Below are 14390 nucleotides of genomic sequence, written 5' to 3'. Positions count from 1 at the left end.
GGGGGGGGGGGGGGGGGAGGGGGGCGGCCGGGGCCGGCCGGGCCAGGTGTGGCGCTCGCGCCGCTACCGTTGGGACCTGCGCTGGAGCCCGTACGCCTTCGTGGCGCCCTTCTTCCTGTTCTTCGCCGCCTTCGGGCTGTTCCCGCTGCTCTACACGGGCTGGGCGGCCCTGCACCAGGTGGAGCTGACCGACCCGGACAGCATGACGTGGGTGGGCCTGCGCAACTTCACCCGGCTGTGGGACGACGAGTTCTTCTGGAACGCCCTGCGCAACACGGTCACCATCGGGCTGCTCTCCACGGTGCCGCAGCTGGCGATCGCGCTGGGCGTGGCCCATCTGCTCAACTACCGGCTGCGTGGCTCCGCGTTCTTCCGGGTCGCCGTGCTCACCCCGTACGCGACCTCGGTGGCGGCGGCCACGCTCGTCTTCGTGCTGCTCTTCGGCCGGGACTACGGGATGATCAACTGGGCGCTCTCGGCGGTCGGTTTCGGGGCGGTGGACTGGCAGAACGGCACCTTCGCCTCGCAGTTGGCGGTGTCCACCATCGTGATCTGGCGGTGGACCGGCTACAACGCGCTGATCTACCTGGCGGCCATGCAGGCCGTGCCGGGCGAGCTGTACGAGTCGGCCGCGCTGGACGGGGCCTCGCGCTGGCAGCAGTTCCTGCATGTCACCGTGCCCTCGCTGCGGCCGACGATCCTCTTCACCTGCGTGGTGTCGACGATCGGGGCGACCCAGCTGTTCGGTGAACCGCTGCTGTTCAACGGCGGGGCGGGTGCGACGGGCGGCTCGGACCACCAGTTCCAGACGCTCGGGCTGTACCTGTACGAGCAGGGCTGGGTGAACCTGCACCTGGGGCGGGCCTCGGCGATCGCCTGGGCGATGTTCCTGATCCTGCTGCTGATCGCCGGGGCGGCGCGGCTGCTGCGCGGACGGGGGGACTCGCGATGAGATCGCTGCGCGCGGGCCGGCTCACCTATGTGGTGCTCGGGCTTTTCACCGCCGGTTCGCTCTTCCCGCTGGTGTGGACGGCGATCGCGGCCTCCCGCACCAACACGCGCCTGGCCCAGACCCCGCCGCCGTTCTGGTTCGGCGGGAACCTGGGACGGAACCTGCAGATCGCCTGGACCGACGCCAACATGGGCACGGCCCTGCTGAACACGGTGATCGTGGCGGGCACCGTCACCGTCGGGACGGTCCTCTTCTCCACCCTGGCGGGCTTCGCCTTCGCCAAACTCCGCTTCCGCGGACGCCGGATGCTGATGGCGATGGTCGTCGCCACGATGCTGATCCCGCCGCAGCTGAGCGTGGTGCCGCTGTACATGCTGATCGCGAAGCTGTCGTGGACCGACCGGCTCCAAGCGGTGGTCCTGCCGTCCCTGGTGTGCGCCTTCGGCGTGTTCTTCATGCGGCAGTTCCTGGTGCACGCGCTGCCGACGGAACTGGTGGAGGCGGCCCGCACGGACGGGGCCAGCTCCCTGCGGGTCATGTGGCACGTGGTCTTCCCGGCGGCCCGGCCGGCGATGGCGGTGCTGGGGATGCTGACCTTCGTCATGTCCTGGAACGACTTCTTCTGGCCGATCGTCGCGCTGACCCAGAACGGCAGCCCGACGGTCCAGGTGGCCCTGACCGGCCTGGGCCGGGGGTACATCCCCGACCAGTCCGTGATCATGGCGGGTGCGCTGCTGGGCACGCTCCCGCTGCTGCTGGTGTTCCTCGTCTTCGGCCGCCAGATCGTCGGCGGCATCATGCAGGGAGCGGTAAAGGGATGACTGACACCCCGACGCACACGACTGACCCGACGCAGGCGACGGATCCGGGCGGGGAGCTCCGCTTCCCCGACGGGTTCCTGTGGGGCACGGCCACGGCGGCCTTCCAGATCGAGGGCGCGGCCGCCCTGCGCGGGCCCTCCATCTGGGACACCTTCTGCCGCACCCCGGGCAAGGTGTACGGCGGCCACACCGGCGACGTCGCCGTCGACCACCACCGGCTGTGGCGCGAGGACATCGGGCTCATGGCGGAACTGGGGCTGGGCTCCTACCGGTTCTCGGTGTCCTGGCCGCGCGTCCTCGCCGGCGGGATCGGCTTCTACGACAAGCTCGTCGACGAGCTGCTCTCCCACGGCATCCAACCCTGCGTGACCCTCTACCACTGGGACCTCCCGCAGGAGCTGGAGGACGCCGGCGGCTGGCCGGAGCGGGAGACGGCCTACGCCTTCGCCCAGTACGCGGAGCAGGTCGCGGACGTGCTCGCCGACCGGGTGGAGCTCTGGACCACCCTCAACGAGCCCTGGTGCAGCGCCTTCCTCGGCTACGCCTCGGGGGTCCACGCCCCCGGCCGCACCTCCCCCGTCGACTCGCTGCGCGCCGCCCACCACCTCAACCTGGCCCACGGCCTGGCCGCGGCGGCCCTGCCGGCCCGCACCCGCGTCGGTATCGCGCTCAACCCCAGCGCGGTGCGGCCGCTGACCGGCTCGGCGGCCGACCTGGACGCCGCCCGCCGTATCGACGCACTGGCCAACCGGATCTTCACCGGACCGCTGCTGCACGGCGCCTACCCGCCGGACCTCCTCACCGACACCGCCTCCCTCACGGACTGGTCGTTCGTGCGCACCGGCGACGAAGCACTGATCCGCCAGCCGCTGGACTTCCTCGGCGTGAACTACTACACACCGGCGGTGGTGTCCGCCGCCCCGGACGGGAACGGCCCCCGCGCCGACGGCCACGGCGCCGCATCCCACTCCCCCTGGCCCGCCGCGGACACGGTGGCCTTCCACCAGCCCCCTGGCGAACAGACCGACATGGGCTGGTCGATCGACGCGAGCGGCCTGTACGACCTGCTGATGCGCTTCACCCGCGAGGCACCCGGCCTGCAGCTGATGGTCACCGAGAACGGCGCGGCCTACGCCCCGGACCTCGACGACCCGCAGCGCATCGCCTACCTCGAGGCCCACCTCGCCGCCGTCCACCGCGCGCTGGCGGACGGCGCCCCGGTGGGGGGCTACTTCCTGTGGTCCCTGCTGGACAACTTCGAGTGGTCCTACGGCTACAGCAAGCGCTTCGGCATCGTGCACGTCGACTACGACACCCAGGTCCGCACGCCGCGCTCCAGCGCCCACTGGTACGCCCGGCTGGCCCGGAAGGGGGCCATGTAGCCGCCCCGACGGCCGAAGGCCGCCTCGGCGCGGTCGGCCTGGTGCACGGGGTCGCAGTAGCCACCGGGACCGGGCAGGCGGCCCGGCCGGCCCGACCTCAGCGACCGGTCCCAGCCCCGGGCGTTGCCCGCGAAGGACCCCGGCCGCGACAGGGTGGTGCGCAGCGGGGAGGCCGAGAGGGCCTGCTCGACCACGAGAGGGGTGGCCGACAGCGGGCTGTCGGCGGCGCCCGGGGCGGATTTGATCGCTGTGGACCGAGTCGGGGGTGTCCCGCTCGCGGGAGCCCAGAGGGTACGGGGTGCCGGGGGCCGCGACGAGGCCGGCGACAGCACGGGCGACGGCACCACGGGCACGGCCGCCGGTCACGAGAAGGGACATGGCTGGTCCTCATTTCTGGAGGGTGTGGACTGACGCTAGGATGACTACGCGACACAGGCTCTGCACTAGACATCTTCTGTGTCACACAGATAAATTTGGAGCACGGAGAATCCGATGTCAACCGATTCCCCCCGTACGGGTGATGAGTGGAGCCGCGCCGAACTCCTCGCGCGCATCGTCACCGAGAGCCAGCGGCACCACGCCGACTACTCCCTCCTCAACCAGGCCATGGCCGACTCGGTCGGCCTGCACCCCACCGACATGCAGTGCGTGGCGCTCCTCGGCATGGAGCCCGGGCCCGTCAGCACCGGTGACATCGCCCGCCTCACCGGCCTGACCTCCGGGTCGGCCACCCGCCTCGTCGACCGGCTGGTCAAAGCGAGCATCGTGGAACGGCGAACCGACCCGAACGACCGCCGCCGCTCCCTCGTCTCCCTCTCCCCCGAGGCCCGCGAGCGCATCGGCGCGGCATGGGACACCCCGAGCCGCGCCTTCGGTGCCGTACTGGAGAGCTACTCCGACTCCGAACTCGCCGTCATCGCCGACTACCTGCACCGCGCCGCCGAGGTGGGACGCACCCAGGCCAAGCGGCTGACCTCGGGCGAGCCCGGCTGACGCACCGCGGAGCCGACCGCGGAACGGACTGCGGGAGGGCTTCCGCAGGGGCCGCTGCGGCATGACGGTCCGGGGCAACAGGCACATCACCGAACGCGACGGCATCGGCGACGCGGCCCCCGTCGCCGCCGCGCGGCCCGTCATCGGCCGGCTCGCCGACCTGCGCGGCCACCGCCCCGTGCTGCTCCTCGCCTGCGCAGCGAACGCCGCCGCCCTCCTCGCCCTCGTCGCGGCCGTCCTCCTGGCGCTGGCCGCCACAGCCGGGCTCACCGTCCCGCAGGTCGGCCCGCTCGCCAGGGCCGCTGGGCGCGGCTGGCCGGCGGGGACAAACAACTCCTCGGGTCATCCCTGTCCTTCGACACCACCCTGGACGAGGTCGGCTTCATGGTCGGCCCCGCGCTGGCCGGCGTCCTGGCCGTGACCGTGCACCCCGCCTCGGCGCTCGTCCTCGCGGCCGGGCTGGTCCTGGTGTTCGGCACCCTCTTCGCGGTGCACCCGACCGCTCCGGGCCCGGTCGGCGGCTTCCCGACCACCGGCGCGCGGGGCGGCGTACGGCTGTGGTCGCCCGGGCTGGTCCTGCTGTTCACGATGCCCATGCCGCAGGGGGCCGCCTGGAGCGGGGCCAACACGGTTTCAACGCGCTCGCCGCGTCTCTGGGCGAGGCCGGCGCGGCCGGGCTCGTGTGGGCGACCATGGCCGTGACCAGCACCATCGCCGGCTTCGTCACGGGCCCACTGGCGGCCACCCACGGCCACCGCGCCGCCTGCGCCGTCGCCTGCGCCGCGGTCACAGCCTCCACAGCCCTCGCCCTGACCTCGGTCCCGGCTGGGCTCGCCGGAAGGTGTGCCTCCGCGACAGGGTCCCGCCTGCCGGAAAGCAGGAGTCCGAATTCCATCGGAGTGGCGAGAATTCACCCTCAGGCACGTCGAAACGCAAATACCGATCAAGCTCAGGGTTTCCTCAAGTAGGGTTCTCAGAAACGTACCTGTCGGATACATTCAAATCGATCGAAGGCGCGGATACTGACCAGCTCCGCGTCGCACCATTCACGAATCGGGGAATTGAACAAATGAAGAAGCTCACTTCGGGCATGCTGTCCTTAGCCGTTGCGACCAGCATCATCATGGCGGGCGGGGTCGGCGTCGCGCACGCCGACTCGGGCCCACGTCCCGTTGTCCAGTCCGCCCAGGTGAACCCGCTCGAAGAAGCCCGCTCCAAGTGCATCATGTCCAAGAGCAAGGGGGACTGCGCATACCTGATGTCCCACACCAAGATGAACGAAATGGTGAGGGAGTGCCTGCTCAAGGGCGCTATCGGCGGGGCGGGAGCCCTGATCATCGGACGCTTCGTGAGTAAGGACGTAGCGAAGGACATAGCCGCGAAGACCGTTGTCGCCGGGGCCACCGGCTGCCTCGCGGCTCTCGCCTAAGACAGGGAAACCATGGCCAGGATTGCATTCACTCTCGCTTGGGCAATCGTGCTCGTCGCAACCAATCGGGCCTTTCAAGATGTCACCTGGGCGCAATACGTTGCGACATTCCTCCTGGGCGGAGCCTACGCTCTGGCGCTCAGCAAGGCGCGTTTTCTCCGCGGAGAAAACGCCGCCGAGAAATCGAAGTGACTGCTTTCTTCGCGGCCTTGCAGATCCTGAATTCCGGACTCTGACCTCATACGTTCGGGTGACGGAAAGCCTCTGCGCAAGGCGAACCCCTGAGGCCCCGCTTCGGCGAAGACCGAAGACCCCGTCGGCATCGGCCGGCGGGGTCTTCCATGGAGGGGGTCGTGCCCTACGGCGAGGACTTCGCAGCGGTCCGGGGGCGCGGCAACATGTGCGCCCCCGTCCGGGCCGGGCCGCAGCGGGCCGGGCGGCGCCGCGTCCCGTCAGGCGCCCTGGATGTGGAAGTTGAAGTCCGTGTGGCCGAGCGCGGTCATCAGGCGGAGCCAGATCGGCAGCAGCATCTCCGTGCCCCGGGCCGTCTCGATGCCGCCGAGGTCGAGGACGCTCGCCTCCGGCCATCCGAAGGAGTGCAGCAGCTCGCGCACCAGCTTCTTGGCTTCCGCGTCCTCGCCCGAGACGAAGACGTGGTGCTCGCCGGCGACCCGCGCCGGGTCCACCATGATCTGGCAGTTCATCGTGTTCAGCGTCTTGACCACCCGCAGCCCCGGGAACGTCCGCTGGAGCAGCTCGCCCAGGCTGTCGTCGTCCACCGGGTCCAGGCCGGGCGGGAAACCGCCCGAGAAGTCCAGCGGGTTCGCGATGTCGATCAGGACCTTGCCCTCCAGCCGGGCGGCGTCCACCTGCGTCAGCGCGGCGACACTGACCCGCCCGCCGGTGGCGTTGACCAGCACCTCGCCGTCCCGCCCGGCCTCCGCGAACCCGGCCAGCCCCACCCCCGGGTGGACCTCCTGCCAGTCCGCGTACTCGGGCCGGCCCAGGGTGGCGCCGGGGTCCCGGGTCCCGATGACGACCTGGTGGCCCAGGGAGTCGAGCCGGGCGGCCACCGTACGGCCGACGATGCCGGTGCCGAGGACTGCGTAGCGCATCTCTGCTTCCTTCCTAGCCCAGGATCCCGATGTCGGAGAAGAACCGGTACCGCTTCGGGGCGTCCGGCAGGAACCAGTGGAAGCCCTCTTCCAGGAAGACGGCCACCATGCTCACGGCGATGACCGCGCCCAGGAGCCACAACGCGAACAGTCCCGCCGTCCGCAGCAGCCCCGGCCCGGTCGCCGGAACCCCGTGCTCGGCCGTCGTGTGCGCGGTGGCCAGGGCGATGCCCACGACGACCACCGACACCTGGAAGAGGATCAACGCCCACGTGTACAGGTGCAGGCCGAACACCTCGCCCCCGTACCCCTTGGCACCCGGCAGGATGTGCAGCGTCGTCTGCCGCCAGGACGCGAAGGAACCCCCCATGAGCGCGACCAGCGTCAGGCCCCAGCCCGCCATGTAGTGGCGGCCGGTCACCGAGCCGCGCAGCAGCGCCGTACGGATGATGTACGCCGCTCCCAGCGCCGCCAGCAGCATGTACATCCGCTGTACGACGCACAGCGGGCACGGGTATTCGCGCACCGCGAACTGGTAGAAGAGGCCGCCGCCCACCACGCCCGTCCAGCCGATGGCGAAGAAGCAGGCGAACCAGTACTGGACCTTGCCCGGCTGGGTGGCCTCGGGCGTGCTTTCCGGGATGAGGCTCTCGATCGTCGCCATCGTCACCAGCTCAGCGTCAGGGCCAGGCTGCCGGTGATGTGGTGTGCCATCAGCAGGGTGACGGCGATGAGCATGACCCACCACGCCCCGAGCACGACCATCCGGGACGTCTCCCGGTACATGGCGATCAGCGTGGCGAGGAGCCCGCCGAAGATGAGGGTGTCCATGCCGCGGACCGTACCGAGACGAGGACATCCCGCCTGCTAGGCGCGCCCCCGGTCACGGCGTGGCGCGCCCCCGGTTACGTCGGTTGCCGCGTCGGCCGCGGCCGGACCGCCCCGCGCCCGGGCCGCCCGTGCTCCGGCCGTCCAGGCCGATCCACACGCGGACCTCGGTGCCGCCGAGTACCGAACGCCCCAGCCGGACGTCGCCGCCGGTCGACTCCGCGACCCGGCGCACGATGTCCAGGCCGAGGCCCGTGGAGCCGTCCCGGCCGCCGTCGTTGCCGCGGCGCAGGGCGGCGTCCGGGTCGGAGATGCCGGGGCCCGCGTCCGAGACGAGCACGATCACCGCGTCGCCCGCGTCGTGGACGTCCACCGCGAAGGGGGTGCCCTCCGGGGTGTGCCGGAAGACGTTGCCGAGCATGGCGTCGAGGGCGGCGGCGAGTTCGGGCCGCGCCACGGGGATGCGTACCGTGCGGTCCACCCCGGCGAGCCGCACCTCGCGGCCCTCGTCCTCCGCGAGCGCCGACCAGAAGGCCATCCGGTCGCGGATCACCTCGGAGGCGTCGCAGCCCGCCCCGGCCCCGACCAGGCCGGTGGCCGGGCGTTGTTCCCGGGCCGTGCGGATGATCGTGTCGACCTCGCGCTCCAGCTGCTCCACCGCGGCCCGGGTCTGCTCGGCGGCCGGACCGTCCCCGAGCGAGGCGGTGTTGAGCCGGAGCACCGTCAGGGGGGTGCGCAGCCGGTGGGAGAGGTCGGCGGCCAGTTCCCGCTCGTTGGCGAGGAGCTCGACGACCTGGTCCGCCATGGAGTTGAACGCGACGGCCGCCGAGCGCAGCTCCTTCGGGCCGGCTTCCGGGACGCGCGCGCCGAGTCGGCCCTCGCCCAGCTGGTGGGCGGCGTCCGCGAGGCGTTCGGCCGGCCGGACCAGCCGGGCGCCGAGCCGGTCGGCGACCGCGACCGAGCCCACGATCAGGGCCAGTCCGACGCCGGCCAGCACCAGCCAGGCGGTCGCGACGCCGTTGCTGACCTCGCTCTCCGGTACGAAGATCTCCACCACGGCGATGTCCCCGGACCCGAGGGCGGTCGGCTGGAGCAGCGCCGAGCCCCCGCCGGACAGCTTGGCCGTCGTGGCGCGCCCCATCCGCCGGGTCTCGGCGACGGCGCGCTCTCCGGCCCGGCCCTCGCCGATGCTCACCGGCCGGCTGTCGCCGATCGCGGGCACGTGGACGGCCATCCGCCGGGCGGCGCCCATCTGCGTGGACTCCACCGCCTTGCTCAGCTGCGTCGGGTCGGTGGTGATCGACAGCGTCGGTCCGATGGTGGCGGCCTGCCGCTCGGCGTTGGAGAAGGCCCGGTCGCTGGCCATCTCCTGGACGACGAGCCCGAGCGGTACGGCGAAGGCCACGACCACCATGGCCGTGACCGCGAGGCACACCTTGACCAGGGCCCATCTCATCGCGGGATCACTGCGGTCACGGCGCTCACTGCGGTGGCTCCAGCTTCACGCCGACACCGCGCAGGGTGTGCAGGTACCGCGGCCGGGCGGCGGTCTCGCCGAGTTTGCGGCGCAGCCAGGACAGGTGCACGTCGATGGTCTGGTCGTCGCCGTACGACTGCTGCCAGACCTCGGCGAGCAGTTCGCGCCGGGCCACGACCACTCCGGGCCTGCCGGCGAGGAAGGCGAGCAGGTCGAACTCCCGGCGGGTGAGGTCCAGTACGGCTCCGTCGAGCTCGGCCTGGCGGCGCAGCGGGTCGATGGCGAGGCCGCCGACGCGCAGGACGCGCGAGGGCGGTTCGGCGCCGGCGGCGGCCCGGGCGCGGCGCAGGACGGCGGCCATGCGGGCGGAGAGGTGCTCGACGGAGAAAGGTTTGGTCAGGTAGTCGTCGGCGCCGTCGTTGAGCAGCCGGACGATCTCGGCCTCGTCGTCGCGCGCGGTGGCGATGATCACGGGTACGTCGGTGATGCCGCGCAGCATCTTGAGCGCCTCGGACCCGTCCAGGTCGGGCAGGCCGAGGTCGAGGATGACCACGTCGAAGCGGTGGTGCGCGACCTCGCGCAGTGCCTCGAGGGCCGTGCCGACGCTCCGCACGGTGTGCGAGGCCTCGGTCAGGTGGCGGATGAGGGCGGAACGTACGAACTGGTCGTCCTCGACCACGAGCACACTTGCCATGGGCCGCACCGTAGCCCATCCGGGCGACCGCACGGGGTGTCGGGCCACTTCTGGGGCGCGTGGTGCAGTATGTGCCCTGATGCGAAGAGGACTTGTGCATGCCATGGCGTGGATGCTCGCGACCGGGGCGGCGGTGACGCTGTGCTGGTGGGGTGTCCACACCGTCATGTCGGGCACGGCGTACGACCGGCCGCTCGCGGTGCCGCTGACCGGGCAGCCGCTGTCCTCCTCGACCCAGCGCGCGCAGCCCCAGGGGTCGCCGTCGCCGTCCCCGTCCGCCTCGCCCTCGCAGTCGCCGGGCCCTGCGTCGTCGCCGACGCCGGGGGCCTCGTCCGACAGGCCGTCGCCGAAGCCCGCGTCCACCCCGGACGGCGGGCAGCAGGCGAGCGGCCAGGGCGCGGGGAAGGTGCAGGCCTATCCGGTCTCCGGCGGCCGTGTCGCCTTCTCCCTGGGCGCCTCCTCGGCCGAGCTGGTCTCGGCGACGCCGGCGGCCGGCTGGCGGATGCAGGTGTGGAAGCAGGACTTCTGGATCCGGGTCACCTTCACCCGGGACGGCCGTGAGGTGTCGGTGTTCTGCACCTGGCACGACCACCCGCCGCTGGTGGAGATCGTCGACCCCTGAGGCGGGGCGGGCGGACGAGGTGACGGGGCCGGACGCCGTGAAGCCGCGAAAGGGCCGGGCCGCGGCGGGGCCCGGCCCTGGCGAGGATTCAGGCGGGGACCGTGCCCACGAGCACGAACTCGTTGTACGGGAAGACCCTGCCCGCGGGACGGGGGAAGGGGAAGGAGTAGGTCCGCCGGACCGCCACGCCCGCCTTCGCGGCGTGGCGGCGCAGCTCCTCGAAGCCGACCCAGCGGATGTGGGTGGCATCGGAGCGGAAGCCGACCTCCTGCGGGGTGATCATGACGGCCGACCCGCCCGGCCTGACCAGTGGCAGGTACTGCTCCAGCAGCATCGCCGCCGTCCCCTCCTCGACGTGTTCCAGCACGTGCGCGAGGAGCAGGCTGTCGAAGGAGCCGGGACCGCAGTCCGGGGCCTCGGCCAGCCCGTCGGGCGTGTACGCGTTCAGCCCGCGCTCACGGCAGGTCCGCACCGAGTGCGGGTTGTGGTCGACGCCGACGCTGTCGGGTCCGCAGTTGGCCAGGTTGCGTCCCAGCCCGCAGCCCACGTCGAGCACCCGGCCCAGCCGGAGCCGCCGCAGGTGCCACCGGTAGGGGGCCTGCGTGGGCAGCAGCCGCTTGAGCCCGGACCGTTCCAGGCGGGCGAGCCTGCGCGTGTAGTCGGAGGTGGCGGTACTGGGCGTGCTCGGGGTCGGAGCACCGGATGAAGCGGGGAGATCGGACATCGTCGGCCGTTTCCTGAACGCGTCACAAAGGGGCTGCCCCGGTGGGGAGTTCACACACTGGACCGCGCGAGCGCCCGCCGGGACCGGAGTCCCGATCTTCTTCCAGGAGTCCGGTCTGCACAAGAGGCCGACTCGCTTCCTACCGGAAAGCGGAGGGCGGCGGCTGCGGCGAGGCCACCGCGGCGGCGTCGGCGACCGGGGCCGCGCCGCCCGCGAAGTCCGCGAGCGCCCGGCCGTGCTCGACCCGGCCCGGATGGGGGTCGCTCGCGACCCGCCGGGTGAATTCCGCGACGGGCAGCTCCCGGTCGGCCGCCACCAGCACAGCATTGCCGAACCGTTTCCCCCGCCACACCACCGGGTCCGCCGCCAGCGCCAGCTCCGTGAACCGGGACGCCGCCGTCGCGATCTGACCGCGCAGGTGGGTCAGCGGCGGCCCGTCCGCGAGGTTCGCCACGTACCACCCGGTGGGCGCCAGGGCCCGGCGTACGTCGTCCAGGAACTCGGTGCTCGTCAGGTGCGCCGGGGTCCGCGCGCCGCTGAACACGTCCGCGATCACCAGGTCCGCCCAGCCGTCCGGCACCTTGGCCAGGCCGGCCCGCGCGTCCACCGCCCGGACCCGGACGCGTGCCTGCGGGTCCAGCGGCAGGTGCTCCCGTACGAAGGCCACCAGGGCGGCGTCGATCTCCACGACCTGCTGCGTGGAGCGGGGGCGGGACGCCGCGGTGTAGCGGGCGAGGGTGAAGGCGCCGCCGCCCAGGTGCACCACGTTCAGCGGCTGGCGGGCGGGCGCGGCGAGATCGATGAGGTGGCCGATCCGCCGCTGGTAGGAGAAGTCCAGGTACGCGGGATCGTCCAGGTCGACGTGCGACTGCGGGGCGCCGTCGATCAGCAGGGTCCAGGCGCCGGCGCGCTCGCGGTCCGGCTCCAGCTCAGCCCGGCCGCCGTCCACCTGCCCGACGACCGCCTCCGCGCCGCCCCGCCCGCGCTGCCTGCCCTTGTTCCTGTCCTTGCCTGCCACCACCCCATTGTGCGGGGCGGCCGGCCGGGAGCGGTCAGCGGCAGTTGTCCGCGGCCTCGATCAGCCGGGCCGCCTCGCCGAGCGCCGCGCGCAGCACCTCGGGGTCGGTGACCGGCCCGACCGCCTCCGGCGGGAGCAGCCAGCCCGTGGCGCCCGCGGTGGGCGAGACGGCGTCGCCGAAGCGCATCCCCCGCCCGTCGGTCTGCGTACACGCACTGCCGGGGAGGTCCCAGGCGTCGGCGGTGCCGGGCGGCACGAGGAAGCCGAGGGTGTCGCCGGACCCGTCGTGCAGCACGGGCCCCACCGGGCCGGACCGGCCGGCGGAGCGGCGGATGATGTCCACCGCCTCCAGTCCCTGCCGCGCGGGCACGGTCACCAGGTCCAGGTCCGGGGCCGCGCCGGGCCCGGGCGCGGTGTTCGTTCCAGTGCTCTCCATGCCGGCCTCCACCAAGGGGAACCCCTCCTCGATCCGTATCCGCATGGGTTCAACGCACGGGAACGTCAACGGGTGCGGCACCAAGACGCCGCAAAGGATGGCAGTTCATGGCGGATCGCGGGTGAGATATCCGTTTTGTAGCTAAACATCGTGTGAACACCCCGGTCGCTGGCGGTACGTTCAGGCGCGCCGGGCCCAACTGCACCAGCCACCGCACCGGCGCTGCGTTCCTTGCCAGAGAGGTCACGTCCATGGCGGCGTTCCCCCACTCACCCAACTCCACGTTCCGGCGGCTGCGCGGGCAGCACTCCCCTGCCGAGTTCGCGGCCCTGGTACGACGCGCGGCGAAGGAGATCGGAGAAACGGTTTCCTGCGACGCGCGCTACATCGGCCGGGTCGAGTCCGGCGAGATCCGCTGCCCCAACTACGCCTACGAGCGGGTCTTCCTCCACATGTTCCCCGGCCGCACCCTGGCCGACCTGGGCTTCTCCCCCCGCGAGAGTGTCCGCGGCCGCGCCGCGCAACGCGGCCCGGACGTCCCCCGTTCCCCTTCCAGTGCCAAGGAGAGCGACGTGCTGCGTCGCGCGTTCATGGCGGGCGGCTCCGCGACCGTGGCGGCCGCGACGCTCGGCCTCACCCTGCTCGGCGACACCCGCCGGCTGCCCGCGCGCGCCGGCGAGTCCGAGGCCGCGGCCGTCGAGGACGCGGTACGCCGGATCCGGCTGCTCGACGACCGGCACGGGGCGGACGCCCTGTACCGCAAGGCGTCCGAACCCCTGCGCACCGCCTACGCCCTGCTCGACGCCGGGGCGACGCGGCAGTCCACCGAGGACAGGCTGCACGCGGGCGCCGGCGAACTGGCCGTCTCGGTCGGCTGGCTGGCCCACGACTCCGGCCGCTTCGACGACGCCCGCTCCCACTACGCGGAGGCTCTGGCCACGGCCCGGGTGGCGCGGGACGCGGGCCTGGAGGCGCACGCCTTCAGCAACATGTCCTTCCTGGCCCGGGACACCGGTCGGGCCCGCGAGGCGGTACGCGCGGCCCAGGCGGGCCGCCGCGCCGCGTCGTCCCTCGGCTCACCCCGGCTGCTGTCCCTGCTGGCGCTGCGGGAGGCGGGCGGCTGGGCGGGCCTCGACGACCGCAAGGCGTGCGAGGAGTCTCTGGCGCGGGCCCACCGGGAGTTCTCCCGGGGGCCGGCGGAGGCCGACCCCGAGTGGATGTCCTTCTTCGGGGAGGCGGAGCTGGAATCGCTGGAGGCCCGCTGCTGGTCGGCGCTCGGGGAACACGCCCGCGCGGCCCGGCACGCACGGCGGGCGGCCGACCTCCAGGATCCGCACTTCGCCCGGAACGTGGCCCTCTACACCGCCGAGCTGGCCGGTGACCTGGCGCGGGCGGGCGCCCCCGACGAGGCCGCCTGGGCGGGCGGGCGGGCACTGGACCTCCTGGCCGAGGTCCAGTCGACGCGGGTCCGCGCGATGCTCGCGGAAACAGCCACGGCCCTCGTCCCCCACCAACGCTCGCCCCGCGTGGGCGCGTTCCTGACCCGCTCCCCCGCGGGGGGCTCGCCGGTATAGACACCCGCCCCCGACGGGGGTTGGCGGCGACCCGGCTACCCCACGGCGGCTCGGCGGTGTACGGGGCCGCGCCCGGCAGGAGTTGGCGGCAGCCCGGCTGCCCTGCGGCGGCTCGACGGCGCACGGGGCCACGCCCGGCGGGGGTTGGCGGTGGCCGCGGGCGGTTTCCCTGGCGGGGGCAGCTATGTACGGACTCGGCGGTGTGGGGGGCGGGGTTAGCGGTGGCGGTCCCTGACGGAAGCCGAACCATGCCGGTGGCGGGGGCTTGGCGGTGTCGGGGGGTGGGGCGGTGCGGTGCCCCTGCGGGGTTGCTCGGCGGTGGGGG

18 protein-coding genes are annotated in these 14390 nt (G+C 72.8%); 9 read left to right on the top strand and 9 right to left on the bottom strand.

Annotated features, from left to right (window positions below; translation table 11 throughout):
- Positions 1-46: 46 nt before the first annotated feature.
- Genes AVW11_RS33515 through AVW11_RS33505 form a run of 3 tightly spaced genes read left to right on the top strand, consistent with a single transcriptional unit; the run spans position 47 to position 3155 of the window.
- Complete coding sequence (locus AVW11_RS33515) at positions 47-952, top strand: carbohydrate ABC transporter permease (protein WP_076046910.1); 906 nt, start codon at positions 47-49, stop codon at positions 950-952.
- Entirely contained in the window at positions 949-1773 is an 825-nt protein-coding gene (locus AVW11_RS33510) for a carbohydrate ABC transporter permease (protein ID WP_030840404.1), read from the top strand. The genes AVW11_RS33515 and AVW11_RS33510 overlap by 4 nt, the downstream gene beginning before the upstream one ends.
- Positions 1770-3155, top strand: coding sequence for a GH1 family beta-glucosidase (locus AVW11_RS33505; protein WP_076046909.1), 1386 nt, complete (start codon positions 1770-1772; stop codon positions 3153-3155). The genes AVW11_RS33510 and AVW11_RS33505 overlap by 4 nt, the downstream gene beginning before the upstream one ends.
- Here the strand turns inward: AVW11_RS33505 and AVW11_RS33500 are convergent.
- A complete protein-coding gene (locus AVW11_RS33500) occupies positions 3080-3349 on the bottom strand; it encodes an SDR family oxidoreductase (RefSeq protein ID WP_076046908.1) in 270 nt (89 codons plus the stop codon). The genes AVW11_RS33505 and AVW11_RS33500 overlap by 76 nt on opposite strands.
- 298 nt (positions 3350-3647) lie before the next feature.
- Between AVW11_RS33500 and AVW11_RS33490 the strand changes: the two genes are divergently transcribed.
- The 4 genes from AVW11_RS33490 to AVW11_RS33475 all read left to right on the top strand — a co-directional run bounded on the left by AVW11_RS33490 (position 3648) and on the right by AVW11_RS33475 (position 5577).
- Entirely contained in the window at positions 3648-4148 is a 501-nt protein-coding gene (locus AVW11_RS33490; RefSeq protein WP_076046906.1) for a MarR family winged helix-turn-helix transcriptional regulator, read from the top strand.
- A 61-nt stretch (positions 4149-4209) separates the two neighbouring features.
- On the top strand, positions 4210-4569 hold the full coding sequence (locus AVW11_RS33485) for a hypothetical protein (protein ID WP_076046905.1): 360 nt from the start codon (positions 4210-4212) through the stop codon (positions 4567-4569).
- Positions 4533-4850, top strand: coding sequence for a hypothetical protein (locus tag AVW11_RS33480; RefSeq protein WP_076046904.1), 318 nt, complete (start codon positions 4533-4535; stop codon positions 4848-4850). The genes AVW11_RS33485 and AVW11_RS33480 overlap by 37 nt, the downstream gene beginning before the upstream one ends.
- A gap of 367 nt (positions 4851-5217) precedes the next feature.
- Positions 5218-5577 (top strand): hypothetical protein, encoded by a 360-nt coding sequence (locus AVW11_RS33475; protein WP_031145337.1) that lies wholly within the window; start codon positions 5218-5220, stop codon positions 5575-5577.
- Between the two features lie 452 nt (positions 5578-6029).
- On the opposite strand, the gene AVW11_RS33470 is transcribed toward AVW11_RS33475, so the two are convergent.
- From AVW11_RS33470 to AVW11_RS33455, 5 genes are read right to left on the bottom strand one after another with little or no spacing between them, the layout of a single operon-like run.
- Complete coding sequence (locus tag AVW11_RS33470; protein WP_060180394.1) at positions 6030-6692, bottom strand: NADPH-dependent F420 reductase; 663 nt, start codon at positions 6690-6692, stop codon at positions 6030-6032.
- Positions 6693-6705: 13 nt separating this feature from the next.
- Positions 6706-7356, bottom strand: coding sequence for a disulfide bond formation protein B (locus AVW11_RS33465; protein WP_051699534.1), 651 nt, complete (start codon positions 7354-7356; stop codon positions 6706-6708).
- Between the two features lie 2 nt (positions 7357-7358).
- Complete coding sequence (locus AVW11_RS37910; protein WP_167389262.1) at positions 7359-7523, bottom strand: DUF5993 family protein; 165 nt, start codon at positions 7521-7523, stop codon at positions 7359-7361.
- Between the two features lie 52 nt (positions 7524-7575).
- On the bottom strand, positions 7576-8976 hold the full coding sequence (locus AVW11_RS33460; protein WP_030840386.1) for a sensor histidine kinase: 1401 nt from the start codon (positions 8974-8976) through the stop codon (positions 7576-7578).
- A gap of 25 nt (positions 8977-9001) precedes the next feature.
- Positions 9002-9691 carry a response regulator transcription factor gene (locus AVW11_RS33455; protein ID WP_030655573.1) on the bottom strand — a complete coding sequence of 230 codons (690 nt, stop codon included), beginning with the start codon at positions 9689-9691 and terminating at the stop codon, positions 9002-9004.
- Between the two features lie 79 nt (positions 9692-9770).
- On the opposite strand from AVW11_RS33455, the gene AVW11_RS33450 reads away from it, so the two are divergent.
- The gene (locus AVW11_RS33450; RefSeq protein ID WP_060180396.1) at positions 9771-10313 is read left to right on the top strand and encodes a hypothetical protein; all 543 of its coding nucleotides are present in this window, start codon (positions 9771-9773) and stop codon (positions 10311-10313) included.
- A gap of 88 nt (positions 10314-10401) precedes the next feature.
- Here the strand turns inward: AVW11_RS33450 and AVW11_RS33445 are convergent, their stop codons facing one another.
- The 3 genes from AVW11_RS33445 to AVW11_RS33435 all read right to left on the bottom strand — a co-directional run bounded on the left by AVW11_RS33445 (position 10402) and on the right by AVW11_RS33435 (position 12491).
- Positions 10402-11037, bottom strand: a complete 636-nt coding sequence (locus tag AVW11_RS33445; protein WP_076046903.1) for a class I SAM-dependent methyltransferase — start codon at positions 11035-11037, stop codon at positions 10402-10404.
- Positions 11038-11176: 139 nt separating this feature from the next.
- The gene (locus AVW11_RS33440; protein ID WP_060180403.1) at positions 11177-12055 is read right to left on the bottom strand and encodes a spermidine synthase; all 879 of its coding nucleotides are present in this window, start codon (positions 12053-12055) and stop codon (positions 11177-11179) included.
- A 34-nt stretch (positions 12056-12089) separates the two neighbouring features.
- A complete protein-coding gene (locus AVW11_RS33435; protein WP_030840375.1) occupies positions 12090-12491 on the bottom strand; it encodes a hypothetical protein in 402 nt (133 codons plus the stop codon).
- A gap of 251 nt (positions 12492-12742) precedes the next feature.
- On the opposite strand from AVW11_RS33435, the gene AVW11_RS33430 reads away from it, so the two are divergent.
- Positions 12743-14065 carry an NsdA family TPR-like regulatory protein gene (locus AVW11_RS33430; protein WP_030840372.1) on the top strand — a complete coding sequence of 441 codons (1323 nt, stop codon included), beginning with the start codon at positions 12743-12745 and terminating at the stop codon, positions 14063-14065.
- Positions 14066-14390 lie beyond the last annotated feature (325 nt).

The sequence above is a fragment of the Streptomyces amritsarensis genome (assembly GCF_001953875.1).
Classification (GTDB): Bacteria; Actinomycetota; Actinomycetes; order Streptomycetales; family Streptomycetaceae; genus Streptomyces; species Streptomyces amritsarensis.
Note: the sequence above shows the minus strand (reverse complement) of the source record. Positions and strands in the feature narration are given on the sequence as shown.